Genomic DNA, 17,374 nt, shown 5'->3' with positions numbered 1-17,374 from the left:
AAAACTAGAAAAAGGTACTGTATGTTTAACACACGCAGAAAAGCAAAAAAGTTAGAAATCCAAGCGTCGCCCTCGGATCGCGCAAATGATATGCGCGGTATTAATCAGCTTGCGGTTGATGCCGTAACTGGTTTAACAGATATCGTGGAAGCGCTCCATTACACAATTTTAAGTTTGGGTCTTAATGACCAAAATACACAACCAAGAACACGGGGTGTTACAGGGTTTGTATATCGAAACATTCGAACGGTTACCGCATTCGTCGGTGACAAAATAGATTTTTCTTTATCTCAATTAGGCACTGCACTTGGACAGCATGAATCGTCGCTAAGCCGTGAAGTTGCGATCTCTATGCTGAATGGTGTATTGGGGGACTATTTACTCGAACGTGAAAACCCGCTGGCGGTGATCATGCAATTAAGGCGTGATGGTAAACCATTATCTGATGTGGCCTTACGCAATTTGATTGAGAAATCTAACGGCAAGATATTGTTGATGGTACATGGGTTGTGCATGAACGATTTACAATGGCAAGTTGATGAGCATAATCATGGTGTTGAATTAGCACGTGATCTTGGCTATGAACCAATTTATTTACACTATAATACGGGTCGACATATCTCGGAAAATGGCCGTGATCTATCAGCATTATTAGAATACTTAGTGGGAATATCTCCGCAGCCTTTATCCTTGTCTATTCTTGCTCATAGTATGGGAGGCTTAGTGTCTCGCAGTGCTTTTTACTATGGTGAAAAAGCGAAACATACTTGGTTAGAACAAGTAAATAAAATGGTGTTTTTAGGTACACCGCATCATGGTGCTGCGCTTGAAAAGGGTGGTAATTTGATTGATGTATTACTTGGCTCAAACCCGTTCAGCAAGCCATTCGCTAAGTTAGGGCAAATCCGTAGCGCAGGGATCACCGACTTACGTTATGGTTCGATTATTGATGAAGATTGGCAAGGCAAAGATCGCTTCAGCTATGCAATGGATAATAGAGGCACGTTAGCCTTACCTAATGGTGTGCATTGTTATACGCTTGCCGCTGTAAAAAGCAAAGAATCAACGGTTGTTGGTGATGGTTTAATTGGTGATGGTTTAGTGAATGTTGATAGTGCGTTAGGTCGACATAATGATGATTTACTTCATCTTACGTTTCCTGAACACCATCAGTGGATTGGACGCGATATGAATCACATGGATTTGTTATATCATCCCGATGTCTATAGAAAAATTAGACAGTGGTTACTGGATCCTTAAAAAGGTTAGTTGTAACGTAGTCGGTATAGAAGAATAATGTGATTGATGTCGGGATATAATGTTATTGGTCCCGAGGATAAACTTGCATGTCATCAATCCTCGGTTATCTGCTATACTGTGCGCCATAACTAAAATTGTGAGTCATAACGACATCACGCTAGCCTTATTAGGACTAATTAATGACCAATAACGATATTCTACGCCGTATTCGCTACACTTTTAATTTCAGTGACGACAAGATGATTGCTTTGTTTAAACAAGCTGAAGCTGATGTTACACGTGGCGAAATCAGTGATTGGTTAAAAAAAGATGACGATCCAGCATATGTGAGTTGTAGTGATACGCAGATGGCGACTTTTTTAAATGGTTTGATTAATGCAAAACGCGGTAAAAAAGACGGTCCTCAACCTGAACCTGAACACGCGATCAATAACAACATTATTTTACGTAAGTTAAAAATTGCTTTAGATCTTAAGAATGAAGATGTTCTTGAATTATTAGAACTTGCTGAATTCCGTTTAGGTAAACACGAACTAAGTGCATTTTTCCGTAAACCTGATCACAAACACTTCCGTGAATGTAAAGATCAAGTATTACGTAACTTCCTTGCAGGCATGCAAGTAAAATATCGTTCTGAAGACAAGTAATAAGATTAAATAATGAATAGAAAGAAAAAAGTTGTTTCGACATTAAAGAAAAAAGCTAAAAAAGCGAATGCTAAATTGGCTCCTCACTCTAATAAACCTCGTTATATTTCTAAAGCCGAACGTGAAAAAATGGCTTTAGAAGCAGACGTTATTCAGAAGGAAGAGAGTATTCAGCAAGCTGGGAAGACTCAGGAAGAGCAAATTTCGGCAGGATAAATTTTCTTAGCTGAAATGTAAGAATGATAAATATAAACAGGTATAGCATTTCGCTATACCTTTTTTGTTTTTAGCTTAATATTTAAATATAGAGTACTGGTTTCGTCCATTTTCTTTACTTTGATACAATGCGCTGTCGGCATTCTTCGTCCATGTATCAACAGCGTCTGTAGTAGGGGTAAATTCAGCCATACCAATCGATATTGTTACTTTAATCGTCTTACCATCATCTATGATAGAAATATCCTCAATCGCTTTACGAAGACGATCTGCTAATATCACCGAATTTATTGCGGAGGTGTTAGTCAAACAAATTGCAAATTCTTCACCACCATATCGCGCCGCAAAATCAGTTTCTCTGACATTATCTCGCATTACTTTAGACACGGCAGCAATCACCTTATCTCCGGCAACGTGGCCATAGGTATCATTTACATTTTTAAAATGATCAATGTCTAACATCATCAATGTTGATACTTGTTCGTAGCGTTTAACACGCTTAAATTCGTGATCAATCAGGCTATTCCAATGATGACGATTATTTAACTGGGTTAGGGCATCTGTTTGACTCAGATGTGCTAGCTTTTCATTTGCTTTATCGAGTTGTAAACGGTTAATCGCAATATCGGTCACATCATAAATAATCAAACTTACGTGTGTCACTTCACCTGTGAGGGATGCTAACGGTATGATGGTCATATTCTGAAACATAAATTCAGAAATACCAGTCACCGGGCGGTAATTATTAAAACGGAAAATATAAGGGCGTTGTTCCCAGCTGGTGAATGCGTTATTTTTTAATAAAAATACGGACTCTATTTTACTTCGTAACCATGTTTCAGGTAACTCGGAAAAATGCGAGAACAGATTTGAGTCTTGAACAGTCCTTGAACTCAGGCCGCTGTGGTTACTCATAAAGCCATTCCACAGTTGGACTTTGAAGTCTTTATCTAGAACCACGAGACCCGCATCAATGGTTTGTACCATATCCATGATCCAATGAAACTCATGCAATGAATGTTGATTATCCATGTTAACAATTCCTTGTAACTGTCTGGTCATTTGATCGGTTTGACGTTAAGTAAACGATCAAAAGACAATCAGTTAATCGATGAGGTAAGAAAGACTATTAAGTAAACTCGGTAGTGATTTCTCAGTAAAGAGTAATAACAGGTCACATTGCACATTATGGTGCTTAATTTGATAATTAATTTCAATTGCGACCGTTTTTTGTTTACGGAAGTTATTGGCGTTAATCATTTCTTTTACTGTACTGTGTTGACCCAGAACAGAAGGGTGACCTTGACTAAAGCTAACGTTTAACTGTTGGCTAAAGCCTTGTAAAAATGCACCGATCAGGATATTGGCGGTATCCATGAGAATTTCTTTCTCTTGGAAATTTGAGTCTTGATTTTCAAGGCCCATTAGTTTCGCCATGTCATCAAAGCTTGAATCATGGAATAGCAGTAATGCTTCACCAGAAATACCAGAGCAAATAAAGCCTTGGCACACGGTTGAGATAGACGCTTGTTCAGATGCAGCTGATAATGCCATGGTTAATTCACTGGCTTCAAAGACATTTACATTCGGTACGGGTAACAGTACAAATACATCAAGTAAACGTGCTAACAAATCGGCAGCTTGACCCATCGCTACATTGGCTACTTCCTGCAGTGCATCACGGAATTCAGCGGGTAACTCTAGTTCATTACTTAATGTAGGCAAGCTGTCCGGAATTGATTGTATTAAATCGTGCTGTCTTTTTTCAGCCGATTGTTGGGCAATTAATCGTGCTTCTGTTTGAGATAATTCATCTTTTTCGACAATACCATAATTAATCAGGATGGTTTCTATTTGCTGACTTGTTACCGGTTTTTTGATAAAAGCAAGTGCACCTAATGCAGTTACGCGTTGGTGCGCTTCAGCTTGAATATCACCCGATACGACAATCACAAGCGCATTAAGTTGCTCTTTTTGAATGGCTTCTAAAACTTGATAACCATCCATCACTGGCATGTTAAGATCGAGAAATACGATGCTACCTTTACCAGCCTTGATTGCATCAATACCTTCGGCGCCGTTAGATGCAAAACTCACATCAACATCCCAATAAAGAGGCAGTGTTTTGGCCATTTGTTTACGAGCTAGGTTTGAATCATCACAGATTAGTATGGAGACTGACATGAATATCCTTTTTCATCTTCAGTGAAATAGCAAAGATTTATTACGCAATAATAACGAAAAAAGAGGGGAAGTAAAAGAATTAGAAGGGATATTCTTAAAAATAATAACAGCTAAACATATCGACTTGTGATTTATGAGCAGTGAATTACACTGCTCATAAATCTGTTTATTGTGGTTTAACAACCATTACACTCATTGAGGCTGAGCTGACAACTCTTGCTGCAACAGATCCGATAACGGCAAGTTCTAATTTAGCTCGTTTATGGCTAGGCATTACAATTAAATCTGCCTTGTATTTATTTGCAGCTTTGATAATTTCTTTTGACGGTTTGCCTTCCATTAGATGTAATTGCACTGGTATGTCGCCTGCAATGTGTTTTTTGGCAAATTGTTGCAGGGCTGTTTGAGTTGAACTACGAATTTGTTGTAAGACCGACGTTGGGAAGTGTGCAGATACCATTGGCATTTGCGTGGTCGGTAGTACATTAAGCAAATGAATCGTTGCGCCAGACATTTTTGCGAGTGCGCAAGCGTGTTCGGCAGCCACGTGGCTAAAGCCTTCTTCGTTAAGGTCAACGGGTAGTAAGATTATTTTATACATAATGAGTTACTTATTTAAAGTGGTTTGGGTATATATGCAGTGTGGATAAACACACTGCATATATGTTTTTTACCGATGATGATTACTTATTACTAGCAATACGACGGCGTTGACCAACTGCGATACCTGCAAGTAACAGTAACGCCGGAATAAACAGAAACTCTTTAGCTGGGCGGTCTAATGGACGTTCTACCATTAGGATATTCCAGTCAAAATCAATGCCTGATTTTTCGGCTGGAGAACCAAAACCAATCATATCTACGATAGTTTTGTCATCCTCAAAACGTAATTCTAAACCAGTACTCAATAATCGTTCTGCACCTGTGATCGCATCTTCAGCAAAAGGTAGTTGTACAATCTTGGTTTGGAATGCACCGTCTAATGTTTCACCTTCAACACGTAAACGCACGTTACTACCGTTTGGTAATTCAGCAAGTACTTGCTCGATATGTTGTGGGGCAACCTCTTCAATTGGTGGATAAACCATATCCCACCAGAAACCGGGACGGAACAGTGTGAACGTGATTAATAATAATCCGATCGTTTCATACCATTTTGATTTAGTGAACCAGTATCCCTGCGTTGCGGCTGAGAATACTAACATCGCAGTTGTTGCAGAGAAGATAGTCAGTAATAAGTGACCCCAAGAATCCACTCCAATCAATAATAGCTGGGTATTAAAGATAAACATGAAAGGTAAGATCGCGGTACGAATATCGTAGGTGAAACCTTGAATACCCGTCTTAATTGGATCTGCTTTAGCAATGGCTGCGGCTGCAAACGCGGCGAGACCTACGGGTGGGGTATCATCGGCGAGAATACCAAAATAGAATACAAACAGATGCACTGCAATTAATGGTACGATCAAGCCATTTTGAGCACCAATTTCAACAATAACAGGTGCCATTAAGGTAGATACAACGATGTAGTTAGCTGTTGTCGGTAAACCCATGCCCAAGATCAAGCTGATCAAAGCAGTGAATACTAACATTAGCATGATGTTACCGCCGGAAATAAACTCAACAAACTCGGTCATCACTAAACCGATACCCGTTAAGGTTACAGTCCCTACAACAATACCTGCAGCAGCTGTGGCCACGCCGATCCCGATCATATTGCGTGAACCCGTGATCATACCGTCAAACAGTTCGATAAAACCTGTTTTAACCGCGCCTGATATTGATTTATTTTGTTTGAAGTATGCTTGTAATGGACGTTGTGTTACCACAATGAAAATCATAAACATCGTTGCCCAAAACGCGGATAGACCAGGTGAAAAACGTTCAACGGTTAAGCACCATACTAGTACCACGATCGGCAATAGGAAGTATAAACCTGCTTTCGCTGTGGGACCTGGTTCCGGTAATATCAGCAATGGACTATCTGGATCATCAATTTCCAGTTCAGGGAAATTAGTGGAGTATTTTACTAAGCCAATATAAATAGCAATGGTAATAATACCAAGCACCCAAGTTGCATTACTGCCAAATACATCTTTCGTCCAGCCGATACCGTAGTAAACCGCAAGACTTAAGACGAGGATTATTATCGCAACAGTCATAAACGAGAATAAGCTTTCTGCCATCGTCGGCTTATGACGGCGCGGTAAACCTTCCATACCCGCTTTACATGCTTCTAAATGCACGATGTAGATCAGGGCAATATAAGAAATAAGCGCAGGTAAAATAGCGGCTTTAATTACTTCGATGTATGGGATGCCAACATATTCCACCATCAAGAATGCAGCTGCACCCATAATTGGAGGTGTTAACTGACCATTCGTTGATGCTGCAACTTCTACTGCGCCCGCTTTCGTTGCGGAGAAGCCAACGCGTTTCATTAGCGGAATCGTGAATGTACCTGTTGTCACCACGTTCGCAATGGATGAACCAGACACTAAGCCACTTAAACCTGATGCAACCACCGCTGCTTTTGCAGGACCGCCACGCATGTGACCAAGTAGCGAGAATGCAACTTTAATGAAGTAGTTACCAGCACCTGCTTTATCTAATAGCGAACCGAATAGTACAAATAAGAATACAAATGATGTTGATACACCAAGCGCAACACCAAATACACCTTCGGTTGTTAACCACTGGTGAGACATTGTTTTCGTTAAACTTGCCCCTTTGTGGGCAATAATGTCTGGCATGTGAGGACCGGCAAAGGTATAAGTCAAAAATACCAGTGCCACGATCATCAGCGGTGGACCTAATGAACGACGTGTTGCTTCAAGTAGCATCAACATACCCGTTACTGCAACCGCAGTATCAAAGGTAGTTGGTGCGCCTGAACGACCAGCCAATTCATTATAAAATAGGAATAGATAACCAGCACTGAATGCACCTGCGAATGCAAAAATCCAATCGGTCAACGGCACATGGTCACGCGGTGACGATTTCATTGCAGGGTAAGCGGTAAATGCTAAAAATATAGCAAATGCTAAATGAATAGAGCGAGCTTCAGTATCGTTAATAATACCAAAATTTAAAACGAACGGCAGAGGAGAGGCATACCATAATTGAAATAGCGCCCAAATAAATGGCACAATTAACAATACTTTTTTAGCAAAACCTTGGGGATCGCGCGCACCAGTATCTGATTGTGCAAGCATTTCCTGCAGTTCAGCATCCATGCTAGTGGTTTGATTTTCTGTTTTAGACATTTGTCCTCCATCATTCTGCGATATTTTAATCACAAGAAGTGGCTCGGTTATTCGTTAGTAGAGTAATTAATAATTACTGAACTCTTAATTTCAGAAAGGGTGTACTGCTTATTGCTTCACTAATCCGTAGTGTAAGAATAGTCAGTAACTTGAGTAAGAGTAGTAAAAATTAAATAATGATTTATACCCAAGTTACTTCAAAATGCTGATTGTGTATCTTGAAGTAGCTTGGTTGTAAAGCTAGGTAATGTAATTTTCTTGAAAAATTAAGGGGACAATGTCCCCTTAATTTTTTTTAATGAAAAGTCGACTTATCTTAGGCCAACTTCTTTGTAGTATTTTAGTGCGCCAGGGTGAACAGGTGCACTAAGCGCTGCATTCGCCATATCTTCTTTCGTTAGCGATGCAAATGATGGGTGTAGACGCTTAAATGTATTGAAGTTTTCGAATACAGCTTTCGTTACTTCATATACGATCTCGTCAGACATTGATTTTGGTGTAACGATTGTTGCACGCGCACCAAATGTTACAGTGTCTTTTGGTGTACCAGTGTAAGTGCCACCAGGGATTACAACTTGGCTGTAGTAAGGGTTATCAGCAACGAGTTTTTGTACTGTTGCATCGTTAACCGTTACAATAACAGCGTCACACGTTGTTGTTGCTTCTTTAATTGAACCGTTAGGGAAACCAGCGAAGAATACAAATGCGTCGATTTTGTTATCACAAAGTGCTTGAGATTGTTCGTTCGCTTTTAGTTCTGATGTTAGTGAGAACGCGCTGTTATCCCAGTTGTAAGCTTTCATTACAACGTCCATTGTGCTGCGTTGACCTGAACCTGGGTTACCCACGTTCACACGCATACCTTTAAGGTCTTTAAAGTCTTTAATGCCTGAATCTTTACGAGCAACAATTGTTAGTGCTTCAGCGTGTAGTGAGAATACTGAGCGTAGGTCAGTGTAAGCACCTTGATTTTTGTATTGGTTTAAACCGTTGTAAGCATAATACTGTTGATCAGATTGTGCTACACCGAAATCAAGTTCACCAGAACGCATCGTGTTGATGTTATAAGCTGAACCACCAGTACTTTCTACTGAACAACGAATGTTGTGCTCTTTACGGTTGCGGTTTACAAATTTACAAATTGCACCACCGGCAGGGTAATAAACACCTGTAACACCACCAGTACCGATTGTAATAAAGTCACTTGTTTTCGCTGTTGCGATACTTGGCGCAGCAGCTGCTAGTGTTAAACTTGCTACAGCAAGTGATTTTGCAATTGTTTTTGTAATAGACATGTTATGTTCCTTTTTATTAGTCATTAGTCGCTTGTTTACTTCAGGGCATTCTATGGCCATGAAATTAAATCCGTAAATTCAAGAGGGTGTATTTAATCAGCAAAAATAAATAATGCAATACTTATGATACAGCAAAATAACCCATCATTATCTGTTTGGACCATACTTTGTGACACTGGATTAACAAAAAACAAACATCCACTTGTTTTGTGCGAATTTAAGCTGAATTCTAGTACACACTGGGCTTTAAGATGGATTTATTTTTATAAAAATACGCATTTGTAAATTCGAAAAGCGCGTTTTTTGACTGATATTATATTTTGTTAAATCTTCATAACATAACGCAATTATTTTTACTTATGGTTAAATACGTGAAGTTCATCACTGAATTGATTGACTGTTTTATGTTCATTTCATGAGTTTGTCATTATTAAAATGGTTTTATTCATAACTAAAAGTCGAAAAAATGTTTGAAAGCTTGCATTTTATAGCGTGAGATAAGGGGGTTTTCGAGTTTGAAAGATATTTCTTCCCCCTGTTGGCGTTGCGATAACTGACTGCAATCTAAAGCCGAAATAATACCTGCTTTCGGGTATCCGCCAATCGTTTGCCTGTCTTGAAGTAGAACAATTGGCTGTCCATCTGCAGGGAGTTGTACACTGCCTAATGCAACCCCTTCTGACGTCAATGTTGCTGGCAAATCGGCAATCATGTTACCTATTAGTTGATAGCCCATACGATTGGCTTGCGGACTTATTTGATATTTATTGGTGAGTAGTTGCTGCTGTTGTTTTGAAGTGAGTAGCGGCCATTGATAACAAGGTAATAACCCGAGGGTTAATGGCGCAGAATAATTTGGAATATAATGTCGAGGAACCGCGCGTTGTACTTGTGATTGTGCTGCTTGTTGTGCAGGGGTTTGGGTTGTTATAGGCAAGCGCTGTCCTTCATATAATGATGAACTCGTTATTTCACTGAGTTCATCACGTATGACGGTACTTCGACTATGGTGGCTCATTTCTGTCTGCAGACCACCGACAATGGCCAGATAACCACATTTACCTGTTCTTGCTCCACCATACTGAATAATGTCACCCGTCTTAACGTTATACGTTTGCCAATTAAAAGCGGGGTTGTCATTAATATTCACCCCAAACTCGGCACCACAAATCGCAATTTTTGTATCCGTTAATGCACGTAATGTCATTAATCCATAATGTATTTCAAGGCTGGCCATATTGCTGTCATTACCGAGTATCTTATTTGCCCATAGATAAGCATGAAGATCGGCTGGACCACCGGGCGTGATACCTAAATGTTGATATCCAAAACGCCCTAGATCTTGAATTAAAGTATGAACGCCTGGTTTGATAACGTCGAATGCAGGAGTAATATTCATTATGCGTCAGCCTTTTGGTCGTAACGATTAAACTCATCCAGTGAGATCGCACTAAATTTGACTTGGCAGCCAACAGATAATGTATTCAGTGCTGCAGGGCTCTGACCTATGATTTGCCAACCACCAGGACTGGATTTAGGATAAATAGCAGTTTGGTTATCTGCAATGCCTAGACTACCCGCTGCGACTTGGTCTTTTGGCTTGGCATGCCTTGGTATTTGTATCCGTTTATCAACATCACCCAAATAGGCAAAGTTAGGCATAAAACCAATTGCATAGCAGCTATATATAGTAGAAGAATGGATCTGGATGATGTCATTGATACTCAGTGCTGAGTATTGTGATAAGGATTCAAGATCCGGCGCAAGACTTTCGTGGTAACAAACAGGAATAGTGATTAAATTAACGGTATTGGGAGAGGCATGATTAGATTTTGGTGATGCTGTATTTAATAGTCGCTTAACATAAGCGTGAAGTTTATCTGCCAGCTGATGCTGTTCCATATTGAGTATATTAAAGCTGACAAGTAATGTTTGATATGAAGGGATAATATCAATAATCACTGTGCTTAAATTTGGGGCACTTTTTAGTTGTTGATTTAGGGTGTAAATCACCGGTAATAGTTGAGTATTATCGGTATCGGTAAAGCGAATCATAATTGCATCATAACCGATCATATCGAGCTGATATTGCATACCTCACTCCTTGTTTTCTGTAAGTGCTAACTTTATCTGTGCGATGGCTTCGATGGATTGGGCGTTATCGCCATGTACACAAAGCGTATCAACTTTTAACTTAATTAGATTGCCGTTATTACTTGTCACATTACCGTGTTGCGCGAGCTGTATTGCTTGGTTAATAATTTGGCTGGGCTCGGTAAATACCGCCCCAGGTAGATTTCTAGGTTGTAATAATCCGTCATCGGTATAACAACGATCTGCAAATGCTTCAAACAGTAGTGGTACATTAAATTGTGCAGCAAGGGCTTCGCTGCGACTGTTGTCTGCTTGTGCCATTAGCATCAGGGCTAAATCGGGACTAAAAGCAGCTACTCCTTTTAAAATAGCAATTAGAATGGCTTCATCTTGCATCATGTCGTTATAAAGTGCACCGTGAGGTTTAACATAACTTAAGGGAATATGTTGCTGATCGCAGAAAGCGGCGAGGGCGCCAACTTGATATAATATAAAGGCTTGGATTTCATCAGGTGTGCAGCGCATATGGCGACGACCAAAACCAACCAGATCGGGATAACCAGGATGAGCGCCGACGGCTACATTATAGTGTTTAGCCAGTGCCACTGTTTGCTGCATGATCAGGGGATCGGAAGCATGGAAACCGCAAGCGATGTTCGCCATATCAATATGTGGCATCACCGCTTCATCCATACCAAGCTGCCAAAGGCCAAAACTTTCACCCATATCACAATTCAATTTCACTGGTTAATATCCTTATTAACAAAGTCTTTCTATATATAGAGAAGTATATACCCAAGCTACTTCAAGATGCGCAATCAGCAAACCGAAAGGAGAGGATATTCAAGGCATGGAGTCGAGGATTTAGTTATTCTAAATCAAGACTTCATAACGCCGAAGATTCCTTCGTTCGGCTTGCCCTACGGGAGGCGAGCAGGAATAGCAGCACAGCGTTACAATATTTGAAAATGGAATAACCATTCTCTACATATTGCGCCTTGTTCTGTTATCCCTGCACGTCTCTGATATAGCATCTTGAAGTAACTTGGGTATAGGCATTAGTTATTGCAGTAATTATTTACGATAGCAAGTTTTTTATAGGGAAGAGGGCGATCAAAGATACAAGTAGGTGAGTCGGCAGAGCCAAATAGAGCAGGAAAAGTAGGAAAGAACTGAAAATATAGGATAACAATTCCCAAATAATGAAGAACAGCATTATTTGGGACGTTATGTAGCTAACCGATTATCTGTTTGGCTGAGCTTTAAATGTTTTACCTGTTTCAGCAACGCTGTCATTACCCATCAAATAAAGGTAAAGCGGCATAATATCTTCTGCTGTAACAAGGGTATTCGAGTTTTCACCAGGGAAGGCTTTTGCACGCATACCGGTACGCGTTGCACCTGGGTTAATGCAGTTCGCACGGATACTGGTATTTTCAAATTCGTCTGCAAGGGTTTGCATCATGCCTTCGGTCGCAAATTTTGAAATTGCATATTCAGCCCAGTAAGCACGGCCTTTTACACCGACACTTGATGAAGTGAAAATGATAGATGCTTTATCTGCTTTTTTCAGTACTGGTAATAACGCACTTGTCATGAATAACTGTGCTTTTACATTGACCTGCATAACTTCGTCATAGCTCTTTTCATCAATTTGATGAAATGGACCCAACACGCCTAATTGACCAGCATTGTTCAATAAACCGTCTAGTTTACCGAATTGCGTATCAATGGTGTCAGCCATGTCTTTATAGTTTTCAACAGTCGCACCTTTCATATCAAGCGGAATAATCGCAGGCGTCGGTGCTCCAAGTGCTTCAATTTCGTCATAAACAGCTTCAAGTTTAGCGACCGTTTTACCCAGTAATATCACTGTCGCGCCATGTGCTGCATAGGTTAGTGCAGCTTGACGACCAATACCGTCACCGGCACCGGTTACTAAAATAGTTTTGTTTTCTAATAGATTTTTTTCTGCTTGATAATCCATTTTCTGGTTCCATGTCGACTTATCTGGCAATATTGTAACCTGCAAAGCTTGTAGATGCGATGTTGTAAATGATATAAAGGGCAAAATCGATATAACCGACCGAGGATTAGGATTTGGAATTTTTAAGTGAATACGGTATTTTTTTAGCAAAAACGGTAACATTCGTTTTAGCGTTATTATTTGTAGTGGTCAGTATAATCAATCTTACGTCTAAGCAAAAAAAGAGTAATGGACGTTTGGAGATCACCAATTTATCAGAGCAATTTAAAGACGTTGAAGATGAACTTCAGTTACACCTTGTGTCTGAAGATGAAGCGAAAGTATTAGAAAAAGAACAGCACAAAGCAGAAAAGAAAAAACATAAAGAAGAATTAAAAGCATTTAAAAAGGCCCATAAAGATAAAGCCAATGATAAAGATGCAGCTACAAAAGAAGACATTGAACCACGTCTTTTTGTACTTGATTTTACCGCCGGTATTGATGCCAAAGAAGTTGCATCATTACGTGAAGAGATTACCGCTATCTTGTTTGTTGCTAACGAGCATGACGAAGTCTTAGTGCGTTTAGAAAGTGGTGGTGGTGTTGTGCATGGTTATGGACTTGCAAGCTCACAGCTAGAACGTTTAAAACAAGCTAATATTAAGCTAACTATCGCGGTGGATAAAGTGGCGGCAAGTGGCGGTTATATGATGGCATGTATTGCTGATCATATTATTGCGGCCCCATTTGCAATCGTTGGTTCTATTGGTGTAGTGGCTCAAATACCGAACTTTAACCGTCTATTGAAAAAGAACAATATCGATGTCGAACAACTGACCGCGGGTGAGTTCAAACGTACATTAACGATGTTTGGTGAGAATGATGACGCTGGACGTGCAAAGTTCCAACAAGAACTTGAAGAAACGCATGTGTTATTTAAAGACTTTGTGAGCGCTCACCGACCGGATATGGATATTGAAAAAATAGCCACTGGTGAGCATTGGTTCGGTACTCATGCACACGAACGTGGGTTAGTGGATACCTTACAAACCAGTGATGATTACTTATTAAAAGCGAATAAGTCGAAAACGATTTACATCGTTAAATATGTCGTGCGTAAAAAACTGGCTGAAAAATTAGCCCAAGCGGCATCACTGGCTATTTCGACAAGCCTAAATAAGTTTTTACAGCAGAGTAAGTACCCACAATTATAGAATTGTAGGTTCATAACTGTAAAATATGCATTGAAACATAAACCACGTATTTCAAGTGTATGTGGTTTATTAGTTTGATTTTTATGTTTTTTGTGAATAATTATGTCAGATAGTTATTGCTATTCTTATGTAATATTTTTGTATGAAATATAGACATAAAAAAAATAATTAAAAAATTATTGACTACTATAAGTGTATTCAATGTATATATATAAATAGAGTACAAATATAAGATGATGCTTTTTGACTATCCTTAAGCGATAAATTATCAATTGTATTCATCAATTTCATATTATTCATAAATTAAAAGAATCCGTCTGTATGGGAAGATCTCTGGTAATTGTGGAATCGCCAGCAAAAGCGAAGACCATTAATAAATATCTCGGTAAAGACTACATTGTTAAATCAAGTGTGGGACACGTACGTGATTTACCGACAAGTGGTGGAGCAGCCAAAAAACGAGCTGGTGCACCGACGCTTGCGCAACAAACTAAAGGCATGACGCCAGAAGCTAAAGCTGCATTTAAAGAAAAACGTGATAAAAAATCGTTATATTCGCGTATGGGCATAGACCCAGAAAATGACTGGGCAGCAACGTATCAGATTTTACCTGGTAAAGAAAAAGTCGTTGCTGAATTACAACAACTTGCTGAAAAAGCAGATGTTATCTATCTCGCAACCGATTTGGACCGCGAAGGGGAAGCTATTGCATGGCACCTGCGGGAAATTATTGGTGGTGATGATTCACGTTTCCAACGTGTAACGTTTAACGAAATTACCAAAACAGCGATCCAAGAAGCATTTAAACAACCGTCAGAATTGAACATTGATTGTGTGAATGCACAACAAGCGCGTCGTTTCTTAGATCGTGTTGTTGGCTATATGGTATCGCCGTTACTTTGGCAAAAGATCGCGCGTGGCTTATCTGCTGGACGTGTTCAGTCGGTAGCGGTACGTTTAATCGTAGACAAAGAGCGTGACATTAAAGCGTTCATTCCAGAAGAATTTTGGGATGTCCATACAGATTTAGTGACGTCACTGGGTGAGCCATTACGTGTTGAAGCGGTTAAATATGCCGGTGAAGCATTTAAACCTGTTAATGAAGCACAAGCGACCAAAGCGGTTACTGACTTACAAAACGCAAGTTATTCGTTATTAAAACGCGATGACAGAGCGACAAGCAGTAAGCCTAAAGCACCTTTTATTACGTCAACACTACAGCAGGCGGCTAGTACGCGTCATAGCTATGGTGTTAAACGTACAATGGGTCTGGCACAGCGCTTATATGAAGGCGGTTACATTACCTATATGCGTACTGACTCAACAAACTTGAGTAAAGACGCTGTAGAAAGTGCCCGCGGTTTCATTGAAGCAAAATACGGTAAAGATTACTTACCTGCAGAACCGAATTTATACGGCTCTAAAAAAGGCGCGCAAGAAGCCCATGAAGCGATCCGACCTTCTGATGTAAATATTATGTCAGGCGATTTGAAAGGCATGGATGATGACGCTAAGAAATTATACGAACTAATTTGGCGTCAGTTTGTTGCTTGTCAAATGGTGCCTGCACAATACGATTCAACGAAATTGACGATTGCTGCTGGCGAGTATCAGCTTACCGCGAAGGGACGTACTATACGTTTCCCTGGTTGGACTAAAGCGTTACCACCAATGAGCAAGAAATCTGAAGATGAAAGTAATTTACCCGTACTGGAAGTCGGTGAAGCACTTGACCTGATTACTGTTGATCCTTTGCAACACTTCACTAAGCCACCTGCGCGTTTTAATGAAGCGTCATTGGTTAAAGAATTAGAGAAACGTGGTATTGGTCGTCCATCGACATATGCTTCGATTATTTCAACAATTCAAGATCGTGGTTATGTAAAAGTTGAAAACCGTCGTTTCTTCGCTGAAAAAATGGGTGAGATTGTTACTGAACGTCTGACTGAAAGTTTTGAAGAGTTAATGAACTTCGATTTTACCGCAAGCATGGAGTCTCAACTTGATGGCGTTGCTGAAGGCAAGCTGAATTGGATTGATGTACTTAATGACTTCTTTGGTGACTTTAAGAAGCAGCTGCTCACAGCCGGTGCTGAAGTGTCTGAAGGCGGTATGCGCTCGAACGAAATGGTTATCACGGATATCGAATGTCCAACATGCCAACGTGAGATGGGTATCCGTACTGCGACAACGGGTGTTTTCCTCGGTTGTGCGGGTTATAATTTGCCACCAAAAGAACGCTGTAAGAAAACCATTAACCTCGTATCAGGCGAAGAAGCGATTGATTTGCTGAATGAGGACGCTGAAACTGAAGCGCTGATGGCAAAACGTCGTTGTCCTAAATGCAGTACTGCAATGGACAGCTACCTGATTGACGAAACACGTAAACTGCACGTTTGTGGTAATAACCCTGAATGTACGGGCTACGAAGTCGAGAAAGGTGAATTCAAGCTAAAAGGCTATGATGGCCCAGTGGTTGAGTGTGACCGTTGTATGTCTGATATGCAGCTTAAAAATGGCCGTTTTGGCAAATACATGGGCTGTACTAACGAAGAATGCAAAAACACCCGTAAGATCCTGAAAAGTGGTGAAGTTGCGCCGCCAAAAGAAGATCCTGTTTTCCTTCCTGAATTGGAATGTGAAAAATCGGATGCTTACTTTGTGCTACGTGACGGTGCTGCGGGCATCTTCTTAGCGGCGAATACTTTCCCTAAATCTCGTGAGACACGTGCTCCGCTGATTGAAGAGTTAGTTCGCTTCAGAGACCGTATCTCATCGAAATTTTATTACTTAGCAGATGCGCCAGCGCAAGACCCTGCAGGTAATAAAGCGATAGTACGCTTTAGCCGTAAGACCAAAGAACAATATGTAATGACGGAGGTAGAAAAGAAAGCTACTGGTTGGACTGCGCATTATATTGATGGTAAATGGGTTGAAGAAGAGAAGAAGAAAGCGGTGAAGAAAAAGCCTGCTGCTGAGAAGAAGAAGCCTGCTGCTGAAAAGTAGTTAACGATTCTTTCTAGCGCTCAACCTATGCCTTTATAGGCAGCTATGTGGTTATAAGATACCTCAGTATTGCTGGGGTATTTTTTTACGTATTTTTCGACCTCTATTTTGCTGCCTATATATAGATAAAAGAAATTAACCTTGCCGAAATTTTATATTCTCCTATCCTAGAAACTAACCCTAAATCATTATCGGCATATTAAATTGAACTTTAGAGCATTTTATC

14 protein-coding genes are annotated in these 17,374 nt (G+C 40.1%); 5 read left to right on the top strand and 9 right to left on the bottom strand.

What is annotated here, in order from left to right:
* Positions 1-21 precede the first annotated feature (21 nt).
* The 3 genes from AKG98_RS09725 (at position 22) to AKG98_RS09715 (ending at position 2,123) form a co-directional block, all read left to right on the top strand.
* Positions 22-1,260, top strand: coding sequence for a hypothetical protein (locus AKG98_RS09725; protein WP_067044914.1), 1,239 nt, complete (start codon positions 22-24; stop codon positions 1,258-1,260).
* A 179-nt stretch (positions 1,261-1,439) separates the two neighbouring features.
* On the top strand, positions 1,440-1,907 hold the full coding sequence (locus AKG98_RS09720) for a DUF1456 family protein (RefSeq protein WP_067044911.1): 468 nt from the start codon (positions 1,440-1,442) through the stop codon (positions 1,905-1,907).
* A gap of 12 nt (positions 1,908-1,919) precedes the next feature.
* Complete coding sequence (locus AKG98_RS09715) at positions 1,920-2,123, top strand: DUF2986 domain-containing protein (RefSeq protein ID WP_067044908.1); 204 nt, start codon at positions 1,920-1,922, stop codon at positions 2,121-2,123.
* A gap of 75 nt (positions 2,124-2,198) precedes the next feature.
* Here AKG98_RS09715 and AKG98_RS09710 read toward each other — a convergent pair whose 3' ends face one another.
* From AKG98_RS09710 to AKG98_RS09670, 9 genes are all read right to left on the bottom strand, one after another.
* The gene (locus AKG98_RS09710) at positions 2,199-3,155 is read right to left on the bottom strand and encodes a GGDEF domain-containing protein (RefSeq protein ID WP_067044905.1); all 957 of its coding nucleotides are present in this window, start codon (positions 3,153-3,155) and stop codon (positions 2,199-2,201) included.
* A gap of 72 nt (positions 3,156-3,227) precedes the next feature.
* Positions 3,228-4,307, bottom strand: a complete 1,080-nt coding sequence (locus AKG98_RS09705) for a response regulator (RefSeq protein ID WP_067044901.1) — start codon at positions 4,305-4,307, stop codon at positions 3,228-3,230.
* 166 nt (positions 4,308-4,473) lie between these two features.
* Entirely contained in the window at positions 4,474-4,908 is a 435-nt protein-coding gene (locus AKG98_RS09700; protein WP_067044899.1) for a universal stress protein, read from the bottom strand.
* An 82-nt stretch (positions 4,909-4,990) separates the two neighbouring features.
* The gene (locus AKG98_RS09695; RefSeq protein WP_067044896.1) at positions 4,991-7,573 is read right to left on the bottom strand and encodes a TRAP transporter permease; all 2,583 of its coding nucleotides are present in this window, start codon (positions 7,571-7,573) and stop codon (positions 4,991-4,993) included.
* 311 nt (positions 7,574-7,884) lie between these two features.
* Entirely contained in the window at positions 7,885-8,868 is a 984-nt protein-coding gene (locus AKG98_RS09690) for a TAXI family TRAP transporter solute-binding subunit (RefSeq protein WP_067044893.1), read from the bottom strand.
* Positions 8,869-9,319: 451 nt separating this feature from the next.
* A complete protein-coding gene (locus tag AKG98_RS09685) occupies positions 9,320-10,267 on the bottom strand; it encodes a biotin-dependent carboxyltransferase family protein (RefSeq protein WP_067044889.1) in 948 nt (315 codons plus the stop codon).
* Entirely contained in the window at positions 10,267-10,962 is a 696-nt protein-coding gene (locus AKG98_RS09680) for an allophanate hydrolase subunit 1 (protein WP_067044886.1), read from the bottom strand. The genes AKG98_RS09685 and AKG98_RS09680 overlap by 1 nt, the downstream gene beginning before the upstream one ends.
* Before the next feature lie 3 nt (positions 10,963-10,965).
* Positions 10,966-11,706: a 5-oxoprolinase subunit PxpA gene (locus tag AKG98_RS09675; protein ID WP_067044882.1), complete on the bottom strand. Its 741-nt coding sequence runs from the start codon at positions 11,704-11,706 to the stop codon at positions 10,966-10,968.
* A 499-nt stretch (positions 11,707-12,205) separates the two neighbouring features.
* The gene (locus AKG98_RS09670; protein WP_067044879.1) at positions 12,206-12,949 is read right to left on the bottom strand and encodes a YciK family oxidoreductase; all 744 of its coding nucleotides are present in this window, start codon (positions 12,947-12,949) and stop codon (positions 12,206-12,208) included.
* 113 nt (positions 12,950-13,062) lie between these two features.
* On the opposite strand from AKG98_RS09670, the gene sohB reads away from it, so the two are divergent.
* On the top strand, positions 13,063-14,142 hold the full coding sequence (gene sohB / locus AKG98_RS09665) for a protease SohB (RefSeq protein WP_067044877.1): 1,080 nt from the start codon (positions 13,063-13,065) through the stop codon (positions 14,140-14,142).
* 321 nt (positions 14,143-14,463) lie between these two features.
* Complete coding sequence (topA, locus tag AKG98_RS09660; RefSeq protein WP_067044874.1) at positions 14,464-17,148, top strand: type I DNA topoisomerase; 2,685 nt, start codon at positions 14,464-14,466, stop codon at positions 17,146-17,148.
* Positions 17,149-17,374 lie beyond the last annotated feature (226 nt).

The organism is Moritella sp. JT01 (assembly GCF_001574435.1).
GTDB lineage: Bacteria > Pseudomonadota > Gammaproteobacteria > Enterobacterales > Moritellaceae > Moritella.
Note: the sequence above shows the minus strand (reverse complement) of the source record. Positions and strands in the feature narration are given on the sequence as shown.

Bases quoted from the DNA above. Each gene is read 5' to 3' on its own strand.
- AKG98_RS09710 (WP_067044905.1), bottom strand. From the start codon at position 3,155: ATGGATAATCAACATTCATTGCATGAGTTTCATTGGATCATGGATATG.
- AKG98_RS09725 (WP_067044914.1), top strand. From the start codon at position 22: ATGTTTAACACACGCAGAAAAGCAAAAAAGTTAGAAATCCAAGCGTCG.
- AKG98_RS09720 (WP_067044911.1), top strand. From the start codon at position 1,440: ATGACCAATAACGATATTCTACGCCGTATTCGCTACACTTTTAATTTC.
- AKG98_RS09690 (WP_067044893.1), bottom strand. From the start codon at position 8,868: ATGTCTATTACAAAAACAATTGCAAAATCACTTGCTGTAGCAAGTTTA.
- AKG98_RS09695 (WP_067044896.1), bottom strand. From the start codon at position 7,573: ATGTCTAAAACAGAAAATCAAACCACTAGCATGGATGCTGAACTGCAG.
- AKG98_RS09715 (WP_067044908.1), top strand. From the start codon at position 1,920: ATGAATAGAAAGAAAAAAGTTGTTTCGACATTAAAGAAAAAAGCTAAA.
- topA (WP_067044874.1), top strand. From the start codon at position 14,464: ATGGGAAGATCTCTGGTAATTGTGGAATCGCCAGCAAAAGCGAAGACC.
- AKG98_RS09705 (WP_067044901.1), bottom strand. From the start codon at position 4,307: ATGTCAGTCTCCATACTAATCTGTGATGATTCAAACCTAGCTCGTAAA.
- AKG98_RS09680 (WP_067044886.1), bottom strand. From the start codon at position 10,962: ATGCAATATCAGCTCGATATGATCGGTTATGATGCAATTATGATTCGC.
- AKG98_RS09670 (WP_067044879.1), bottom strand. From the start codon at position 12,949: ATGGATTATCAAGCAGAAAAAAATCTATTAGAAAACAAAACTATTTTA.
- AKG98_RS09685 (WP_067044889.1), bottom strand. From the start codon at position 10,267: ATGAATATTACTCCTGCATTCGACGTTATCAAACCAGGCGTTCATACT.
- AKG98_RS09700 (WP_067044899.1), bottom strand. From the start codon at position 4,908: ATGTATAAAATAATCTTACTACCCGTTGACCTTAACGAAGAAGGCTTT.